This window comes from Streptomyces sp. NPDC017529 (assembly GCF_044329785.1).
Lineage (GTDB): Bacteria > Actinomycetota > Actinomycetes > Streptomycetales > Streptomycetaceae > Streptomyces.
In genome coordinates this window covers 508,123-525,615 of the sequence record NZ_JBIRJY010000001.1, presented here as the reverse complement: position 1 = coordinate 525,615, position 17,493 = coordinate 508,123, and the positions used below count along the sequence as shown (strand labels likewise).

The following is a 17,493-nucleotide window of genomic DNA, read 5'->3' as shown; positions in this document are numbered from 1 at the left end:
CGGCCTCAGCCCGGCCAGCTCCAGTCCACGACCTCCGGCAGGTCCGTGCCGTGCTCCCGGATCCAGCTGTGGTGGCGCTGCCGTACGTCCGCCATCGCCTGCCGCACCCCGGCGGCCCGCACCGCGAGGCCCGGCACCCGGTCGACGACGTCCATCACCAGCCGGTAGCGGTCCAGGTCGTTGGTGACGACCATGTCGAACGGCGTGGTCGTGGTGCCCATCTCCTTGTAGCCGCGCACGTGCAGGTTGGGGTGGACGGCCCGGCGGTAGGTGAGCCGGTGCACCAGCCACGGATAGCCGTGGTACGCGAAGACCACCGGCACGTCGTGCGGCAGCAGCGCCTCGAACTCCCGCTCCGTCATCCCGTGCGGATGCTCCTCGTTGGGTTGCAGCCGGGTCATGTCGACGACGTTGACGACCCGTACGGACAGCTCCGGCAAGCGCTCGCGCAGCAGGGAGGCGGCGGCCAGCGTCTCCTGCGTCGGCACGTCGCCCGCGCAGGCGAGCACCACGTCGGGGCGGGTGCCGGGCTTCTCGGTGCCGGCCCACTCCCAGATGCCGGCGCCGCGCGCGCAGTGCGCCCGCGCCTGCTCGATGTCCAGCCAGTCGAAGCACGGCTGCTTCCCGGCGACCACCACGTTGACCACGTCCTTGGTGCGCAGCACATGGTCGGCCACGCACAGCAGGCTGTTGGCGTCCGGCGGCAGGTACACCCGGACCGTGTGCGGGTCCTTGTTGAGGACGTGGTCGACGAAGCCGGGGTCCTGGTGGGAGAAGCCGTTGTGGTCCTGGCGCCAGACGTGCGAGGTCAGCAGGTAGTTCAGCCCGGCCACCGGCGCCCGCCAGGGGATGTCGCGGGCCGACTGGAGCCACTTGACGTGCTGCGAGGTCATGCTGGAGACGATGTGCGCGAACGCCTCGTACGAGGAGAACAGCCCGTGCCGTCCGGAGAGCACGTACCCCTCCAGCCAGCCCTGGCACAGGTGCTCGGAGAGCACTTCCATGACGCGCCCGTGCCGGCCCAGGTGCTCGTCGGTGGGCTCGGTCTTCGCCTGCCAGGTCTTGTCGGTGGCGTCGTACACGTCCTGGAGCCGGTTGGAGGCCGTCTCGTCCGGGCCGAACAGCCGGAAGTCGCGGCTTCCCGCGGTCCGCTCCATCAGGTCGCGCAGCAGGCCGCCGAGGACCCGGGTCGGTTCGTGCAGCTGCGCGCCGGGCTTGTCCACCGGCACGGCGTAGCGCGCCGGGTCGGGCAGCGGCAGCGAGCGCACGAGGCGGCCGCCGTTGGCGTGCGGGGAGGAGCCGAGCCGCCGGTCGCCGCGCGGTACGCAGGCCAGCACCCGGTCCACCGGCCGGCCCTCGCCGTCGAACAGCTCGCCCGGAGCGTACGACCGCAGCCAGCGCTCCAGCTGGCGCAGGTGGTCCGGGTTGTCCCGGACCCCGGCGAGCGGTACCTGGTGGGCGCGCCAGGTGCCCTCGACGGGGGTGCCGTCCACCTCGCCGGGGCCGGTCCAGCCCTTCGGGGTGCGCAGCACGATCGCCGGCCAGCGGGGGCGGGGCAGCTCGCCGCCGTCGCGGGCGGCGCGCTGCGCCTCGCGGATGCGGTGCAGCGCGGTGTCCATGGCGGCGGCCATGTCCCGGTGCACCTGGGCGGGGTCGGAGCCGGTGACGTAAAGCGGCTCGTGCCCGTAGCCGCGCAGCAGCGCGTCCAGCTCGTCGTCGTCCAGCCGGGCGAGGACCGTCGGGTTGGCGATCTTGTAGCCGTTCAGGTGCAGGATCGGCAGGACGGCACCGTCGTGCGCCGGGTCCAGGAACTTGTTCGCGTGCCAGGAGGCGGCCAGCGGCCCGGTCTCCGCCTCACCGTCGCCGATCACGCACGCCACCAGCAGGTCCGGGTTGTCCAGCGCGGCGCCGTACGCGTGCGAGAGGGAGTAACCCAGCTCGCCGCCCTCGTGGAAGGAGCCCGGCACGTTCGGCGCGGCGTGGCTGGGCACCCCGCCGGGGAACGAGAACTGGCGGAACAGCCGGGCCATCCCGGCCGCGTCCCGCCCGGCGTCCGGATACAGCTCCCCGTACGTCCCCTCCAGCCAGGCACCGGCGAAGACCGCGGGCCCGCCGTGCCCCGGGCCCCACACGCACACCGCGTCCTGCCCGTGGGTGCTGATCACCCGGTTGACGTGGGTGTAGACGAGATTCAGGCCGGGGCAGGTGCCCCAGTGGCCGAGCAGTCGCGGCTTGATGTGCTCGGGGCGCAGTTCCTCGGTGAGCAGCGGGTTGCCGGTCAGGTAGATCTGGCCGGCGGCGAGGTAGTTCAGCGCCCGCCAGTGGGCGTCGAGGTCGAGCAGTTCACTCTCGGTGAGCGGGGTCGGCGACTCCATCGGGGCCCTCCGTCGGAGAAAGGTGATCAGGGAGCGCCTCTCCACCGTACGGGCGGTCATGCACCGGCGCCGCACATAACGGGCCGACCGGACGCGCCGGGCGTCGGAGGGGCGTGAGGGCGCGTCAGGGCCGTACGACCGGCAGCCCGCCGTCGGCGACCAGTTCGCGCAGCGCGGCGTGCCCGGCGCCGAGCAGCCCCGCGTCCGGGCCGCAGCCCGCGGCGACGATGGCCAGCTCGCTGGTCGCCACCGGCAGGCAGCGTTCGTACAGCACGCCGCGGACCGCCGCGACCAGGGGTTCGGCGGCGGACAGCGCCCCGCCCAGGACCACGGCCTCCGGGTTGAAGAAGTTCACGACGACGCTGAGCACCGCGCCGATGTGCCGCCCGGCCTGCCGCACCAGGGCCGTGGCGTGCGGCTCGCCGTCCTCGACGAGCCGCAGGATGTCGGTGGTGGAGTGCGCCTCGATGCCCTTCCCGCGCAGCGCCGCGGCGATCGCGGCGCCGCCGGCCACGGTCTCCAGGCAGCCGATGTTGCCGCACGAGCAGGGGCGCTCGGCGGCGGCGTCCACCCGTGCGTGGCTGATGTCCCCGGCCGAGCCGCGGGCACCCCGGTACAGCCGCCCGTGGCTGATCACGCCCGAGCCGATGCCGCGGCCCGCCTTGACCACCACGAGGTGCCGCAGCTCGGGGCGGGCGGCCCGGTGTTCGCCCAGGGCCAGGACGTTGGCGTCGTTGTCGACCAGGACGGGCAGGCCGAGCCGCTCGGCGAGCCGGTCGCGCAGCTCGTACAGATGCCAGCCCGGCATCCGGGACGGGGCGATGACCCGGCCCGACGCGGGGTCGACCGGGCCGGGGAAGCCGATGCCCACGCCGCCCACCGTGCGGCCGGCCGCACGCTGGCGCCGGGCGAGGGCGGTCAGCCGCTCGGCGAGCAGGCCGACCGCCGGTTCGGGGCCGGTCGTCAGGTCGAAGGCGCACTCGTCGATGTCGAAGCCGGCGCCGGTCAGGCCCACCGCTCCGGTACGGAGGTGATGGCTGCCCAGGTCGGCGGCGAGGGCCACGGTGCCGCCGTCCGGGACGCGCAGCAGGCGGGGGCGGCGGCCGCCGCGCGAGACGCCTTCGCCCGACTCGGCCAGCAGCCCGGCGTCGACCAGTTCCTGGACGCGCGCGGAGACGGTGGAGGCGGCGAGCCCCAGCTCCCGTACGAGGTCGGCGCGCGAGCGGGCGGTGCCGGTCGCGACGAGTTCGAGGACGTGCGCGGCGGAACCGGGCTCGGCGGTGGTCATGGCGGGGTCCCGGTGACGGTCATGGCGAAGCCTTTCGGCGCGGAACGTCGGTATTCGGCTGGTGGCTCCCCTTTCTCCCTTTCTTTCTTCGTCTGCCGAAAAAAGAAAGGGGAGCAAGTGGGCGCCAGTACACAGCACTTGGCGATGCCCCGCCAGGCCCTTGACTTCTTTTCACGGCCGCCCGTACTTCTCGCGCGTTCTTCGACCGGCCGCCCCTTTCCGGAGGCGGCATGGGCCCGTGCGGAACCCGCCGACGTCAGTAACGGGTGATCGCCGTGGGACCGGAATCCGTGCCGATCGCCATGTGCGGGCGGGCGGCGGGCTGGACCCAGGACACGAGGCGCGCCATCGCGCGGGCCGGTACGGATACACAGCCCGCCGTCGCGCCACGCCCGTCGACGTGCAGGAAGATGCCCGCGCCGCGGCCGCGCACCGGCCGGTGGTAGTTGAATCCGACGACCAGGGCCCGGCCGTACTGCACCCGGTAGCCGGCCAGCCGCTCGGCCTCCCGCGCCGCGCAGTCGCGCGGGCGCGGGTCCACCCACCGGTTGTACGCGGTCGAGGCGTTGTCCTGGCACCACCAGGACGAGGCACGCACCGGACGGTACGGAATCGTCGTACCGGCCGGCGCCGCGCGCAGACCGAAGGCGAACGGAAGGTCGTACAGGCCCGTGGGGGTCGTCGAGGTGCCCTGCTTGCGGGTGCGGCCCTCGGCCAGCTCGTTCGCACCGAAGCGGGCGGGCGCCGAACCGACCCGCTGCCAGCGGCCCCGGTGCCGCTCCCACCAGCTGACCGTGCCGGTCGTCGAGCGCGGGCCCGCCGCCCGGGCCGTGATCAGCTGGCTGCCGCCGCCGGTGTCGGCCATCCGGGTGGGCAGCGGCCCGGCCGCGCCGGCCGGAGCGGCGGCGGGGGAACGGGGCGCGGCCGGGGCGGAAGCCGGCACGGTGAGGGCGAGCGCGGCCGCGCAGGCCACGGACGCCAGGGTCCTCGCGGAGGTCATGAGCGCAATGTAAGGCCGCGGACACCGTACGGCACCGTACGAACCCGACAGCGGGCGCGGCGGACCGCGCACACCGCGGCCCCGGACACGCCCGCTCCCGCAATCCGTCGTACGCCGGGGCGATAGACGGGCGAAACCCGGGTACCGGGCCCGGAGAACCACATGCCGTCCGACCCAGGAGGTCTGCTGTGGAGCGGCAAGCCACACCGCACCGTACGCACACGCCGGCACCGGGACTGGAGCGCGAGCCCGCCCCGCCGACGCCCACGCCGTCCCCGGGGCCCGGCGGGCCCGAGCCGGGGCCGGGCCCCGGCCCCGAGCCGGGGCCGACGCCCGGGCCGCCGGTGCCAGGACCGCCCGACCCCACCCCGCCGCCGCCCGCGCCGCAGCCGCCGACACCCAACCCCGACCCCGTGCCGCGCCCGCCGGGCCCCGACCCCGTACCGGAGCCGTCCCCGGCCCCCGGTCCGCTCACCTGAGCCCCCTTCCCCCTCCTTCCCCTTTTCCCCGTCACACCCTCCGGGAGGTGCATCCCATGGCCATCGCCACGGTCAACCCGGCGACCGGCGAGACCCTCAAGACCTTCGACGCGCTCGACGCGGACGCGATCGAGGAGCGGCTCGACCGGGCCGAGCGGGCGTTCCGCAGCTACCGCACGACGTCCTTCGCCGAACGCGGCGAACTGCTGCGCAACGCCGCCGGTCTGCTCGAAGCGGGCCAGGACGGCATCGCCCGCACGATGACCACCGAGATGGGCAAGCCGCTGGCGGCCGCCCGCGCGGAGGCCGCCAAGTGCGCGAAGACCATGCGCTGGTACGCGGACCACGCCGGGGAACTGCTCGCCGACGAGGTGCCGGACGCCGGTGACGCCAAGGACGCCGGAGCGTCCCGCGCCTACGTCCGCTACCGCCCACTGGGCGCCGTCCTCGCGGTCATGCCCTGGAACTTCCCCCTCTGGCAGGTCGTCCGCTTCGCCGCGCCCGCGCTCATGGCCGGCAACACGTGTCTGCTCAAACACGCCTCCAACGTGCCGCAGACCGCGCTGTACGTGGAGGACATGCTGCGCCGCGCGGGCTTCCCCGACGGCTGCTTCCAGACCCTGCTGGTCGGCTCCGGCGAGATCGAGAGCATCCTGCGCGACCGCCGCGTCGCCGCCGCGACCCTGACCGGCAGCGAACCGGCGGGCCGCTCGGTCGCCTCGATCGCCGGCGACGAGATCAAGAAGACGGTGCTGGAGCTCGGCGGCAGCGACCCCTACATCGTGCTGCCGTCCGCCGACCTCGACGCGGCCGTGCGCACCGCCGTCACCGCCCGCGTCCAGAACAACGGCCAGTCCTGCATCGCCGCCAAGCGCTTCATCGTGCACACCGACGTCTACGACGAGTTCGCGGTGCGGTTCACGGAACGGATGGCGGCGCTGACCGTCGGCGACCCGATGGAGGAGTCGACCGACGTCGGCCCGCTGTCGAGCGAGCAGGGCCGCTCGGACCTGGAGGAACTGGTGGACGACGCGGTCCGGCGCGGAGCGGCGGCGCTGTGCGGCGGCAAGCGGCCGGAGAAGCTGACCGCCGGCTGGTTCTACGAGCCGACGGTGCTGGCCGGCGTCACCCCCGAGATGCGCATCCACCACGAGGAGGCGTTCGGGCCCGTCGCCACCCTCTACCGCGTCAACGACCTGGACCAGGCGATCGCCACCGCCAACGACACACCGTTCGGCCTCAGCTCCAACGCGTGGACCCGCGACGAGGACGAACAGAACCGCCTGATCCGCGACATCGAGGCCGGCGGCATCTTCTTCAACGGCATGACCGCCTCCCACCCCGCCCTCCCCTTCGGCGGCATCAAACGCTCCGGCTACGGCCGCGAACTGGCCGGCCACGGCATCCGCGAATTCTGCAACGCCACCACGGTCTGGCACGGGGCGTAAGGGGACCGGGCCCCCGTTCCCGGCGCGATCCCACGCGGTCAGGGGGCTCGACGGGGCCCGGCCACCGGAGCAAGGCCACGACGACTGGACAGAAGAGCGGCGTCCTTCGGATTGGTGCTCCGGTGGAGCCCCTTGAGAACGGCCTGCTGGGTCTCCGGTGTCCAGAAGACCCGCAGGCGTTCACGCGCCCGGGTGACGGCTGTGTAGAAAATGCTGTGTGTGATGTCGTCCTCGTTGGCGTCGGTGACGACGATTTTGACGGATTCGTACTCAAGGCCCTGCGCCTTGTGGATCGAAACCGCATAGGCCACCTGGAACGGCACGGTGGTGTTCAGCGAGTCGTCGTCCTCGTCGCTGGTGTCCTGCTCGTAGACGGAGAACCGCACCGTCGCTTCCCCCACCCGTTCGAGTTCCTCGTTGTCGATGTCGGACTCGCTGACCGTGCGATCGAGTTCCACCTCGAACCGGATCCGGCCGGGGGTGCGCTCGATACCGGCGATGCGGCCCTTCAGGTTGTTGTAGATCACCGGCCGGAACCGCTCGGTCTCGTGGAAGAGGACCGGATCGCCGACCTTGTACGTGGAGACCCGCCAAGTGGTCGCCGCGCCGGGGTTGCTGCTCTGGAGGAAGCGGTTGATGTTGTTGATGCCGTACAGGCCGTCGTAGTTCAGGCACAGGATGATCTCGTCGTCGCGTTGGGCCTGGAACAGCGTCCTGTCGAGCACGGTCGAGTATCCGTTGCGGGCCATGACCTCGGCGATGTCGTCGTCGACGTTCCTGACCTTGTCCCAGAAGCCCAGAAGTGCGTCGTTCTTCGTCCTGAAGGGCGTTGTCAGTTCGAACACCGACGTGCTCGGGAGGAAGGAGCGGACGATGCCGAACCAGTTCCCGAACTGGATCGACTCGATCTGGTAGACGTCGCCGACGAGCACGAGCAAGGTGAAGGACGTCCTCTCCAGCACCTTGATCAGGTCGGCGTTGCTGACCGTGCTGCACTCGTCGACAACGAGAAGGTCGTACTCCGGATCCACGGCGTTTCTGCGTATCTGGCTGCTGATCGTCCGGAAGGTCGAGTTCTGCGCGGACACCTTGCGCCGGAGGTTGTCGACGGCCGGGTTGGTGTGGGCGAGGAAGAGTTTCGCCTTGCTGTTGAAGTAGTGCGCGATGTGGTCCACCATCGTCGACTTGCCCGTGCCGGCCGCGCCGTAGATCAACGCGACACGCGACTGGCTGAACAACAGCTTGAGCGCTTCCTTCTTGACCTCGTCGTCGATGCCACGAGGCGCCTCGTCGAGCCAGCGCTCGACGGCTTGCGGATAGCCGTCGATCCCGGATGACGCACACTCCTGGAGCTCCTCGACGATGGCGACGGTGTCGTCCTCGTACCCGCGAATGAAGACGTGGCCTTTGTCCAGCACGAGCCGGCGATCGCTGTGCTTGTAGTAGAGCTTGTTGTTGTAGGCGGAGATCAACCCCGGGACATCACCGAACTCCGCGAGATCGCGCTCGGGCGTGTAGAGGATTCCGTGACGCTCCACGTTGTTCTTCACACGTCGGGCGAGGAGTTCGTGGCTCCGCCCGGTCACATCGAGGCTCTCCACGAGATTCCGGTACCGCGGGTTGTGCCCCGGCAGCGAGGTGCAGAACGGCATGGCGTCGAACGGGATACAGCCATACTGGAGATTCATCCCGGACAGGCGGCCACAGCTGTCCCGGTGATACTGCGGCTTCAGAACCTGGTTGTGCATCCGCAGCATGAGATAACGGATGACGTTGTGGCCCGGAGCGGCTGACCTCACGATGCGGCGTGCCGTATCGAGCACGGGGAAGATCTGCGGCTTGGCGACGCCTTCCGTGCCTTTCGCCTTCACCCTCGCGTACTCGTCGTCCGGCATGTCGATCAGGTCGAGCAGGTTGCCCGCGTCCGTTGTCAGCCCTCGCATCAGGTAGCGGTACTCCGGGGAGTTGGTCCGAACCGTGGTGCGGGCACCCAGGAGGCGAGCGAAGTTGTCGAACTCGCACGGGCGAATGGAGATTTCCCACTCGCGGATGATCGTGACGGGCATCGTCTGGCCGAGCACGTCGATCGAGTCGCTCTGGAGCGTCAGCATGGCCGCGTACTCATCGGTCAGGTCGATGTCGGTGAAGGCAATGACGCGATCGAACTTGTTCACCTTGTTGACAGCTCGGTAGAAGGTCACCTCGTAGTAGACGCGACCTCCCACGAAGAACGGGCGCGTCTTGTGGATGTAGTGCCGGCCTCGCGCCCCGGCGTCCGGCGGTGCCGGTGTCGGACGGATCGCCTCCACCCTCGCGGCGATCTTCTCGTGGTACTCCCGCAGCGATGGGTCGAGGTCGACCGGGAACGCCTCCAGGTTCACCAGCACCGCGATCCCGCAACGGTCCTTGAGCAGGCTGCGGACGCGGTGGAGATACTCGTAATACTTGAGCATCAACCGCTCGGAGGCGTCCCCGTCCAGGGTGTAGTGGGAGGCGCTCACCTGGATGAGCTTGTGGAACTTGCCGAGGAAGTTGAGCTTTGCCTGGCCCTTGACGAAGGCGAGCCCGGGCTCCACGGCCGCATAGGTGAACTCGGCGTCAGACCGGCCGGCGTGCAGGCATACCGCAACCCCCTCGACCAGGTTGCGGAGCTGGGCGAGGACGTTCTGTGAGAGCAGCGCCCGCTGGTCGGTGAGCGAGGCGATGTTTTTGCAGATCGCCTCGTCCGTGCTCCTGATCTGTTCGCCGACGGTAGCCACGCGCTTTTGCCCTCCCACTCGCAAACCCCACGGTGTGCTGACAGTGTGACGGTACCTGGGGGGCAGCAGTTGGCGGATGATGGCAGAGTCCGCAAGCCCGCAAGCCCGCAAGCCCGCAAGTCCGCTGTCTCGGCGGCGAGATCGTCCGACTTCGGCGCTACTCCTCGCCCGGCAGGGCGAATTCGCACCAGAGGGCCTTTCCCGCTCCCCTCGGCTCGGCGCCCCAGGAGTCGGCCAGGGCCTCGACCATCATCAGGCCCCGGCCCGAGGTGGCCGTTTCGCCGGGGGTGCGGCGGCGGGGCCAGCGGCTGGAGCGGTCTTCGACCTCCAGGCGGACGCGGCGCCGGCCGGCGCCCCGCGCGCCGGTCCCGGCGGGCAGGAGTTCCGCCGTCACCAGTGCCCCGCTGTCCGTGTGCGTCAGCGCGTTGGTGATGAGTTCGGTGGCGGCCACTTCGATGTCGTACGCGACCGGGCCGGCCCGCCACTGGTCCATCATGCGCCGCAGGACGGCCCGTACTTCCGAGGCCCCGGACGGGTCGGCCTGGTGGACGTGCAGGCGGATGCGGGGCGTCGCGGTGGCGGTTCCGGGGGACGGGTCGCGGTGCAGGAGGACGAGTGCCATGTCGTCGCCGGAGCCGGGCCGCGCCCACAACTGGTCGGAGAGCCGGTCGGCCAGCGCTTCGAGGTCGGCGGGCCCGTCGCGTACGGCCGCGGTGAGCGCGTCGATGCCGGCCGCGATGTCCCGGCCGGGCTGTTCGACGAGACCGTCGGTGCACAGCAGGAGCGTCGACTCCGGCTCCAGGAAGAGCTGGGTCTCGGGGAAGTGGTCCTGGCCGAACGCGGTGGCCAGCCCCAGCGGCAGCCCGCCGCGTACCGGGTGCCAGTCGGTGTGCCCGGCCGCGTCCCAGACCAGCGGCCCCAGGTGACCGGCCCGTGCGATGTGCAGGGCCCCCGACTCCAGGTCCGCCTGGACGTACGTACAGGTGGCGAACCGTTCGGTCTCCAGCTCGGCGAGGAAGCGGGACGCCCGCACCAGCACCGTCTCCGGGGAGTGCCCCTCGGCGGCGTACGCGCGCAGCGCGATGCGCAACTGCCCCATCACCGCCGCCGCGTGGGTGTCGTGGCCCTGGACGTCGCCGACGACCAGCCCGGTGCGCCCCTGGGGCAGGGGGATGACGTCGTACCAGTCGCCGCCGATGTCCCGCCCGGTGCGCGCCGCGTGGTAGCGGACGGTGACCGCGCCGCCGGCGATGTCCGCCACCCGGCGCGGCAGCATCGTCGCCTGGAGCCCGGTGGCGAACTCCCTCTCCTGGTCGAAGAGCATGGCCCGCTGGAGTGACTGGGCCACGACGCCGCCCAGTGCGAGCGCCAGGTTGCGGTCCTCCGCCGAGTGCTGTTTGGGCTCGGAGTTGAACAGTCCGAGCGCTCCGACGACCCGGGCCTGTGCCACCAGCGGCAGGAAGACGGCGCTGCCCATGGGCACCCGGTCCAGGTAGGGGCGCAGCCGCGGGTAGCGGGCGATCAGTTCGCCGCGCGAGCCCAGGAACGTGGCGCGGCGCGACAGCGCGGCGTCCGACAGCGGCAGCGTGTCGTCGAGCCGTGAGGCCATCATCTCCTCGGGGGTGGCGCCGGGCAGCCCGGTGATCGCGATGACTTCGAACCGGTCGTTGTCGACGAGCCCGAGGATCAGCGCGTCGGCGCCGAAGCGCCGGGCGCCGCCCGTGCCGGTCAGCACCCGGGTGACGTCCGCGACGGACAGGGCGCGGGAGAGCGCGGCGGTGGTCTGCTGCACCATCTGGGTCTGCCGCTGCCGGTCCTCCCGGAGCGACCGCAGCAGCGCGGAGTCGGCCAGTTCCGTGCCCGCTTCCTGGACGAGGCCGACGATCCGGTACGGCCGGCCGCGCGCGTCCCGCAGGATGCGGCCCCGGGTGTGCGTCCAGCGGGGCGCGCCGTCCCGGCAGTGCACGCGGAAGTAGGCGCCGTACGAGTGCGCCCCGCTCTGGACGGCCTGGGAGACCGCCGCGTCCAGCCGGTAGCCCTCTTCGGGCGCCAGCCGGGTGGTCAGGGTCGCGGGCCGTCCGTCGTACTCGTCGGGGCGCAGGTCGAAGACCTCCAGCCCGCACGGGTCGAGTTCCAGCACGCCGCGGTCGAGGTCCCAGTCGAAGGTGCCGGTCCGGTTGAGGCCCAGCCGGTCGCGCAGCGGCACGGGGTCCAGCGGCGGCCGGTCGCCGGCGCGGTCGGCGCCGGGTCGGGGCCCGGCGGCCCGGTCCGGGTCGTCGCGGCGCGGGTCGTGGCCGCCCGGAGGCACGCCGTCCCGTCCGGTCATGTCGCGCTGCGCCCCCGTGCCGCCGTCCGGGCGGGGCGCGGCCGGTGTTTCTGTGGCGTGCCGGCCCCGGCTGCCCGCCAGGCAGCCGGGGCCGGCGACGCCGGGGCCACCACGCCCGCCGCTTCCGTTCGCGGTCCGCCGGAGGGGAGCCATCGCAACCGGGAAGCGGCCATGGGCTCACATTAGGACAGCATCACGGTTCGCGCATTTTCAGCCGGTTATGGGTGGTACGTCCCCGGTCACCTGGCCTCCGCCGGCACCCTGGCCCCCGCCGCCACCGGCCGCGCGGTCCGGGTCCGGTGGGCGAGCCGGGCCCGCTTCGCCGCGACGTCGACCGTGTACGCGTCGATCGTCATCGCGGCGGCCGACACCTTCACCACCATGAACCCGTTCCGGGAGAAGTCCTGCCAGGCGGCGGGGTGCGTGAAGTGCGCCTTGCCGTCGCCGGCCTTGGCGGCGGCGCCGCACACGACCTGCCGGGTGCCGCGCGTACGGTCGGTGGGCTCCAGGACCTGGAGGGTGTGGTCGTGGCCGGACAGGATCAGGTCGGCGCGGCCGCACACCACCTCCTCGTACAGCTCCTTGAGGTGGATGCCGCTGGTGTAGTCCCCGATGACGAACCCGTCGTACGAGCCGGCGCTGCCGTGCTTGCCGTTGTTCAGGTACGGGTGGTGGGCCAGTACCACCTTCCAGCGCGCGCGGGAGGCGCTCAGCGCGGCGTCCAGCCAGCGCCGCTGCTCGCGCATGTACGGGCCGTTCCACCGGTAGTGCGGGTCGGTCTGCACGACGTAGGAGGCGACCGGGTTGGTGTCGAGCGCGAAGAACTCGACGAGCGGGTCGTTCTGGGCGCCGCCCGCCGGGAGGGCGACGTTGTAGTAGCGACCGGGCATGTACCAGCGGCGGGACGTGGCCGCGTAGGCGACTTCGCGGTCACCGCGCGACGGGTCGCCGCCGCTGCCGGGTATCAGGCCCGAGCAGTCGTGGTTGCCCAGCACCATCAGCCACGGCATGTCGATGCCGGTGTTGGGCTGTTCGAACTTCTCCTGGAACTCCGGGTCGCGGTCGGACTCGGGCCCGTTCTCGTAGATGTTGTCCCCCAGGCCGACCGCCAGCCCGATGTGCTCGGTACGGCAGATTTCCCGGGCCGCCTCGGCGACCGCGTACTGCTCCTCCTTGCCCGTCCCGGCGTCACCGGTGACCAGGACGGCGTACTCGCCCGCGGGGCCCGGCGCGGACGGGAACGGGAAGCGTTCCGGGCCGCCCGCGCGCGGTGCGGCGACCGCCGGCCGCTGCGCCCCGAACGGCACGGCGGCCAGCGCCGCTCCCGCCACCGCACCGCCCAGCAGCGTCCGCCGGTGCACACCGCGTGCCCGGGGCCGCGCGTCGGGCGCGGCCTGCGGCGCGGGCCCGTCGGGTAGCCCGGGGCCGGCCGTACGCAGCCACTGGTCCTCGGTCATGTCCGCCCGCGGCGGGATCAGCTCGTCTCCACACATGTTCGATTTCTTTCACGGGTGGCGGGGCGGCTGGTGACGGAACCATGAACTCCGTGTGGACGTACGGGAATGGTGAGGTGGGAGGGGCGCGGGGGCCGGCGGGCGGGCCGCGGGTCAGCGGGGACCGGTGGCGAGCCGGCGCAGGGTACGGCCGCAGTGGCGCGCGTACAGCCGCTGGAAAGCCGGGACCAGCGGGCCCGCCAGCCGCGTGTACCAGCGGCCCGGCCTGCTGAAGGCCGTCATGGTGAACCACACCGCGCCGTCGTCCCGCATCTCGACCACGAACGACTCCTCGCCGCGTTGGGGGTGGCCGGTCAGCGTGCCGTACGCGAAGCCGATGCGCTCGCTCTCGTACTCGCTCCACACCACCCGGCAGGGCGCGGGCAGCCGCGCGGGGCCGAGGCCCAGATCGCACACGACCGCCACGCCGGGCGCGGCCTCCGCGGCCGACGCCCGGACCCGGACGCCCGCCGCGCGGTGCATCCGGAAGGTGGTGACCGCCTCGCCCGCGGCTTCGAGGACGGCGCGGCCGTGCCCGAGGTAGGTCGCCTCGTGCAGGTGGCGGTAGCCGCCGGGCAGCGGACGGCGCCGGGTCGCGCCGTGCTCGGCGTAGTTGAAGGGGGCGGAAGGGGAGGGTGTCATGCCGGAGTGCCTGCTTCCTCGGTTGCGGACGCGGTGGGGCGGTTGGCGGTCGGGCGGTTGGCGCTGGGGCGGTACGCGGTGGGGCGGGCCCGGAGGCGGTGCCAGGCGAGCAGCGCGCAGAGGGCGAAGCCCAGCGCGTTGCCGAGGCCGTGGGTGGCCGCCATCCATGCCAGTGTGGGGTGCGGGACGCCGGTTGCCTCGCCGAGCGCCCAGCTCAGGGCGAGCAGCATGGTCGCCAGGAGGACGGCCGCGGAGACGCCGAGCAGGGTCCGGGTGGTGCGGTCCGGTGCGGTGGTGCGCAGGTCGCGCCAGGTGACCAGCGCGACCAGCCACATGCCGGCGGTCAGGACGACCGCGCCGGCCAGCTCGGCCCAGTCGTCGACGAAGTAGCCGGCCAGTACGAGCAGGGTGCCCACGGGCACGCTGAGCGCGGCGAGCGGTCCGGCCCGGCCGGGTGCCGCGGCGCGGCAGACCAGCCCGGCCACCAGGGCGGCGGCGAATCCGGCGAAGTGGAAGTGCGGCACGGTCAGCGACAGAATGCGCAGGTCGAAGCCGAACAGCTGGTGGCCGGAGCGCTCGGCGACCAGCGCGGTCCCGGCGACGACCGGGGTGACGAGGGCGGTCAGTACCGCGATCTCGCGGGGCGCGAGGCTGCGGGTGCGTAGCAGCCGGCGCGGTGCGTACAGCGCGAGGGCGAGGGTGGCCAGCGCGTAGCCGGTGGCGAGCGCCGTCGCGGTGGCGCCGCGCGGCAGCCAGAGCGCGGCCGAGCCCGCCACGGCGGCCGCGGGCCAGCCGCGCCGCAGCCACCGGAGCCCCGGCTCGTCGATGAGCGCGAGCCCCATCGGGATCACGGCGCACATCCCGAGCATGACGATGAGAGCGACCAGAGCGGTCACGGTCCCCCCTGACCCGGCCGAAGCCGATTTGAACGTGTTCAAAACCCGTCGCGCACGACAGTACGCGACGGGTTGAACGCGTTCAACAAGGGGTGCGCCCACCCTGCGGCGTCACCGCACGGAACCGTCCCACTGCCACTCCGTACGCCGCGGAAGTCCGGGCAGCGCGGCCCTCCCCGTGCACCACAGCAACACGTCGAACGGGCCGTGCCCGGACGGAGCGGGCGGGGCGCCGGGGAAGAGGCGGGCCAGGACGGCGGCGGCGAGGCCGCCGTCCGGCGCCCAGGCCGGGCCGAGCGTGCGGGTGATGTCGTACGTGTGGAGGACCAGCTCCGTGACGCCCATGGCGGCGAATCCCGCGGCGTCCGCGTGCCCCCACGGGTGCCAGGCACGGACGCCGGCCGGCGTGTCGCGCACCGTGGAGCCGAGCAGGGACGCGGCGATGCGCAGCCCTTCCAGGCAGGCGGGCACCGGCGCGTGGGGGTCCAGGGAGGCGAAGAGGGTGATGTAGCGGTCGGTGGGCCGGGCGATGAGCAGGCCCGCGTAGCCGGTCAGCCCGAGGGCGAGGTGGTCGAGAGTCTCCCGGCAGGCCCAGTCGAGGCTGCCGGCGGGCCGCGACCAGTCCTGGCCGGCGCCTTCGAGGAGGACGTCCAGGCAGGCGTCGGTGGCGGCGGCCAGCAGGCCGGGCCACGCGGTGGCGGGCGGTGCCGCGTGCGTTGTCGTCGTGGTCACCGGCCGCCCGCCTCGCCCTTGAGGACCTCGACGACGCTCGCGTAGCTGCCGGAGCCGTGGCCCGCGTCGCGGGCGCGTTCCATGGTGGCCTTCAGCAGCTCGGGCAGCGCGTTGTCCACGCCGCGCGCCGCCGCGGCGTGGATGAGGTGGCCGACGGCGGCGATCTGGACGTCGACGGTGGCGTCGTCGCCCGGGTAGCGGCCGGCGTCCACCTGGGACGCGTACGTCGTGAGGAAACCGTTCACCGCGCCCAGCCAGCGGATCGCGACCGGGGTGAAGGCGGTGGCCGGCGTTCCCTCGGCGCCGACCAGGGCGGTGCCGTGCAGCCAGCCCGTCATGGTGGCCCACATCAGGCCGAGCAGGGCGGCGTCGTACAGCGACGCCAGGCCCGGATCGGCGCCCAGGTGCAGCGGGTCGCCCAGGGCGGCGAGGGCCGGGCGGTGGGCGTCGAAAACCTCGCGCGGGCCGCTGTAGAGGAACATCGTCTCCGGGTTGCCGACGCCCGGCGGGGTCGTCATGACCGCCCCGTCGAGATAGCCCGCACCGTGCGACCGCGCCCACGCGGCGGCCTCCGCGGCCTGCTCGGGCGAGCCGGAGGTGAGGTTGACCAGCGTCCGGCCCGCCAGCGAACCGGCCACCGGGTCGAGGACGGCGTGCAGAGCCGCGTGGTCCAGCACGCAGGCGATCACGAGCGGACTCGCCGCGACCGCCTCCGCGGGAGTCGCGGCCGGCACGGCGCCCCGCTCCGCCAAGGCCGCGGCCCGGTGCGCCGACCGGTTCCACACCGTCGTCGCATGGCCGGCGTCCAGCAGCGCGTCGGCCAGCGCCGACCCCATCGAACCCAGCCCCAGCACCGTCACGGTCGCGCGTTCGGTCCGCATGTCACTCTCCTCGTACGTCCGCCGGCGGTGGTCGGCCCGGCGGTTGATCACGTACGGCCCACGCTCGCAGCGCCCGGCAGGCCAAACCAGTGGCAGTACTGACGGCTACCACCAAATTCCTGCCGCCCTGCTGCCCTATCCTTCCGGCATGAGCGCTGGATCCGTCGCGGTGGTCGTGACCGAGGAGATCGGGGTCCCCTCCTGGGACCTGTACGAACTGAGCATCCCCTGCACCGTCTTCGGCAAGCCGCAGCCCGACCTGGCCGAACCCTGGTACGACCTGCGGCTGTGCGGAACGGGGGAGGCGAACGCCCCGGACGCCCCCGCGGGGCCGTCCGGGCTGAGCCTGCGCACGCCCTACGGGCTGGACGACCTCGTGCACGCGGACACGGTCGTCGTCCCGTCCGTACCCGACCCCTGCGTCGAGGACGGCAGACCGCTGCCGCCCGCCCTGATCACGGCGCTGCGCCGCGCCCACGACGCCGGCGCCCGCATGGTGTCGCTGTGCACCGGGGCCTTCGCGCTCGCCGAGGCGGGACTGCTCGACGGCCGCCGCGCCACCGCCCACTGGATGCACACCGCCCAACTGGCCGAGCGGTACCCGAAGGTGCGGGTCGACGACTCGGTGCTGTACGTGGACGAGGGCGACGTGCTCACCAGCGCCGGCCTGACGGCGGGCCTCGACCTCTGCCTCCACCTCGTACGGCGCGACCTGGGCGCGCACGTGGCCAACCAACTGGCCCGCCGGATGGTCGTCCCCGCCCACCGCCCGGGCGGCCAGGCACAGTTCGTCGACCTTTCCGTACCCACCACCGACGACGAGGGCCTGGCCCCCGTCCTGGCCTGGGCCCGCGCCAACCTCGACCGCCCCCTGACCGTCGAAGACCTCGCCAAGCGCGCCACGCTGAGCCCGCGGACCTTCTACCGCCGGCTTCAGGCGGCCACCGGCACAACCCCTCTCCAATGGCTTCTGGACCAACGCCTGGCACACGCCCAAAGCCTTCTGGAGTCAACAGACCTACCAGTCGAAAAAATCAGCGAACTGAGCGGCCTGGGCACAGCGAACAACCTCCGCCACCACTTCCTCAAACGGGTGGGCGTAACACCGTCCGACTACCGCAGAGCCTTCCCCCGAACGACACGAGAACCGACACCGGCCGCCGGCGGATGACCG

At 72.7% G+C, this 17,493-nt stretch carries 12 protein-coding genes; 2 read left to right on the top strand and 10 right to left on the bottom strand.

Going from position 1 to position 17,493, the window contains the following annotated elements:
* Nucleotides 1-5: 5 nt before the first annotated feature.
* The 3 genes from ACH4K4_RS01895 to ACH4K4_RS01885 form a co-directional block, all read right to left on the bottom strand.
* Nucleotides 6-2,375, bottom strand: coding sequence for a phosphoketolase (locus ACH4K4_RS01895; RefSeq protein WP_398164062.1), 2,370 nt, complete (start codon nucleotides 2,373-2,375; stop codon nucleotides 6-8).
* 124 nt (nucleotides 2,376-2,499) lie between these two features.
* Entirely contained in the window at nucleotides 2,500-3,663 is a 1,164-nt protein-coding gene (locus ACH4K4_RS01890; protein WP_398164061.1) for an ROK family protein, read from the bottom strand.
* Nucleotides 3,664-3,919: 256 nt separating this feature from the next.
* Nucleotides 3,920-4,663 carry a L,D-transpeptidase family protein gene (locus tag ACH4K4_RS01885; RefSeq protein ID WP_398164059.1) on the bottom strand — a complete coding sequence of 248 codons (744 nt, stop codon included), beginning with the start codon at nucleotides 4,661-4,663 and terminating at the stop codon, nucleotides 3,920-3,922.
* 535 nt (nucleotides 4,664-5,198) lie between these two features.
* Here ACH4K4_RS01885 and ACH4K4_RS01880 point away from each other — a divergent pair.
* Nucleotides 5,199-6,590, top strand: coding sequence for an NADP-dependent succinic semialdehyde dehydrogenase (locus ACH4K4_RS01880; protein WP_398164058.1), 1,392 nt, complete (start codon nucleotides 5,199-5,201; stop codon nucleotides 6,588-6,590).
* A gap of 38 nt (nucleotides 6,591-6,628) precedes the next feature.
* Here the strand turns inward: ACH4K4_RS01880 and ACH4K4_RS01875 are convergent, their stop codons facing one another.
* The 7 genes from ACH4K4_RS01875 to ACH4K4_RS01845 all read right to left on the bottom strand — a co-directional run bounded on the left by ACH4K4_RS01875 (nucleotide 6,629) and on the right by ACH4K4_RS01845 (nucleotide 16,319).
* Nucleotides 6,629-9,349: an ATP-dependent RecD-like DNA helicase gene (locus ACH4K4_RS01875; protein ID WP_398164057.1), complete on the bottom strand. Its 2,721-nt coding sequence runs from the start codon at nucleotides 9,347-9,349 to the stop codon at nucleotides 6,629-6,631.
* Between the two features lie 157 nt (nucleotides 9,350-9,506).
* Nucleotides 9,507-11,675, bottom strand: a complete 2,169-nt coding sequence (locus ACH4K4_RS01870) for a SpoIIE family protein phosphatase (protein ID WP_398164055.1) — start codon at nucleotides 11,673-11,675, stop codon at nucleotides 9,507-9,509.
* Nucleotides 11,676-11,914: 239 nt separating this feature from the next.
* A complete protein-coding gene (locus tag ACH4K4_RS01865; RefSeq protein ID WP_398164054.1) occupies nucleotides 11,915-13,168 on the bottom strand; it encodes a metallophosphoesterase in 1,254 nt (417 codons plus the stop codon).
* A gap of 114 nt (nucleotides 13,169-13,282) precedes the next feature.
* A complete protein-coding gene (locus ACH4K4_RS01860) occupies nucleotides 13,283-13,810 on the bottom strand; it encodes a DUF1990 family protein (RefSeq protein ID WP_398164053.1) in 528 nt (175 codons plus the stop codon).
* Nucleotides 13,807-14,706: a YndJ family protein gene (locus ACH4K4_RS01855; protein ID WP_398164051.1), complete on the bottom strand. Its 900-nt coding sequence runs from the start codon at nucleotides 14,704-14,706 to the stop codon at nucleotides 13,807-13,809. Before ACH4K4_RS01855 ends, ACH4K4_RS01860 begins: the two co-directional genes overlap by 4 nt.
* A 111-nt stretch (nucleotides 14,707-14,817) precedes the next feature.
* Complete coding sequence (locus tag ACH4K4_RS01850; RefSeq protein WP_398164049.1) at nucleotides 14,818-15,438, bottom strand: hypothetical protein; 621 nt, start codon at nucleotides 15,436-15,438, stop codon at nucleotides 14,818-14,820.
* Nucleotides 15,435-16,319, bottom strand: coding sequence for an NAD(P)-dependent oxidoreductase (locus tag ACH4K4_RS01845; RefSeq protein WP_398164047.1), 885 nt, complete (start codon nucleotides 16,317-16,319; stop codon nucleotides 15,435-15,437). The genes ACH4K4_RS01850 and ACH4K4_RS01845 overlap by 4 nt, the downstream gene beginning before the upstream one ends.
* A 148-nt stretch (nucleotides 16,320-16,467) precedes the next feature.
* Between ACH4K4_RS01845 and ACH4K4_RS01840 the strand changes: the two genes are divergently transcribed.
* Nucleotides 16,468-17,490 carry a GlxA family transcriptional regulator gene (locus tag ACH4K4_RS01840; RefSeq protein WP_398164046.1) on the top strand — a complete coding sequence of 341 codons (1,023 nt, stop codon included), beginning with the start codon at nucleotides 16,468-16,470 and terminating at the stop codon, nucleotides 17,488-17,490.
* Nucleotides 17,491-17,493 lie beyond the last annotated feature (3 nt).

Excerpts from the sequence above, each read along its gene's own strand:
- ACH4K4_RS01895 (WP_398164062.1), bottom strand. The coding sequence starts at position 2,375 with ATGGAGTCGCCGACCCCGCTCACCGAGAGTGAACTGCTCGACCTCGAC.
- ACH4K4_RS01890 (WP_398164061.1), bottom strand. The coding sequence starts at position 3,663 with ATGACCACCGCCGAGCCCGGTTCCGCCGCGCACGTCCTCGAACTCGTC.
- ACH4K4_RS01885 (WP_398164059.1), bottom strand. The coding sequence starts at position 4,663 with ATGACCTCCGCGAGGACCCTGGCGTCCGTGGCCTGCGCGGCCGCGCTC.
- ACH4K4_RS01880 (WP_398164058.1), top strand. The coding sequence starts at position 5,199 with ATGGCCATCGCCACGGTCAACCCGGCGACCGGCGAGACCCTCAAGACC.
- ACH4K4_RS01870 (WP_398164055.1), bottom strand. The coding sequence starts at position 11,675 with ATGACCGGACGGGACGGCGTGCCTCCGGGCGGCCACGACCCGCGCCGC.
- ACH4K4_RS01865 (WP_398164054.1), bottom strand. The coding sequence starts at position 13,168 with ATGTGTGGAGACGAGCTGATCCCGCCGCGGGCGGACATGACCGAGGAC.
- ACH4K4_RS01860 (WP_398164053.1), bottom strand. The coding sequence starts at position 13,810 with ATGACACCCTCCCCTTCCGCCCCCTTCAACTACGCCGAGCACGGCGCG.
- ACH4K4_RS01845 (WP_398164047.1), bottom strand. The coding sequence starts at position 16,319 with ATGCGGACCGAACGCGCGACCGTGACGGTGCTGGGGCTGGGTTCGATG.
- ACH4K4_RS01840 (WP_398164046.1), top strand. The coding sequence starts at position 16,468 with ATGAGCGCTGGATCCGTCGCGGTGGTCGTGACCGAGGAGATCGGGGTC.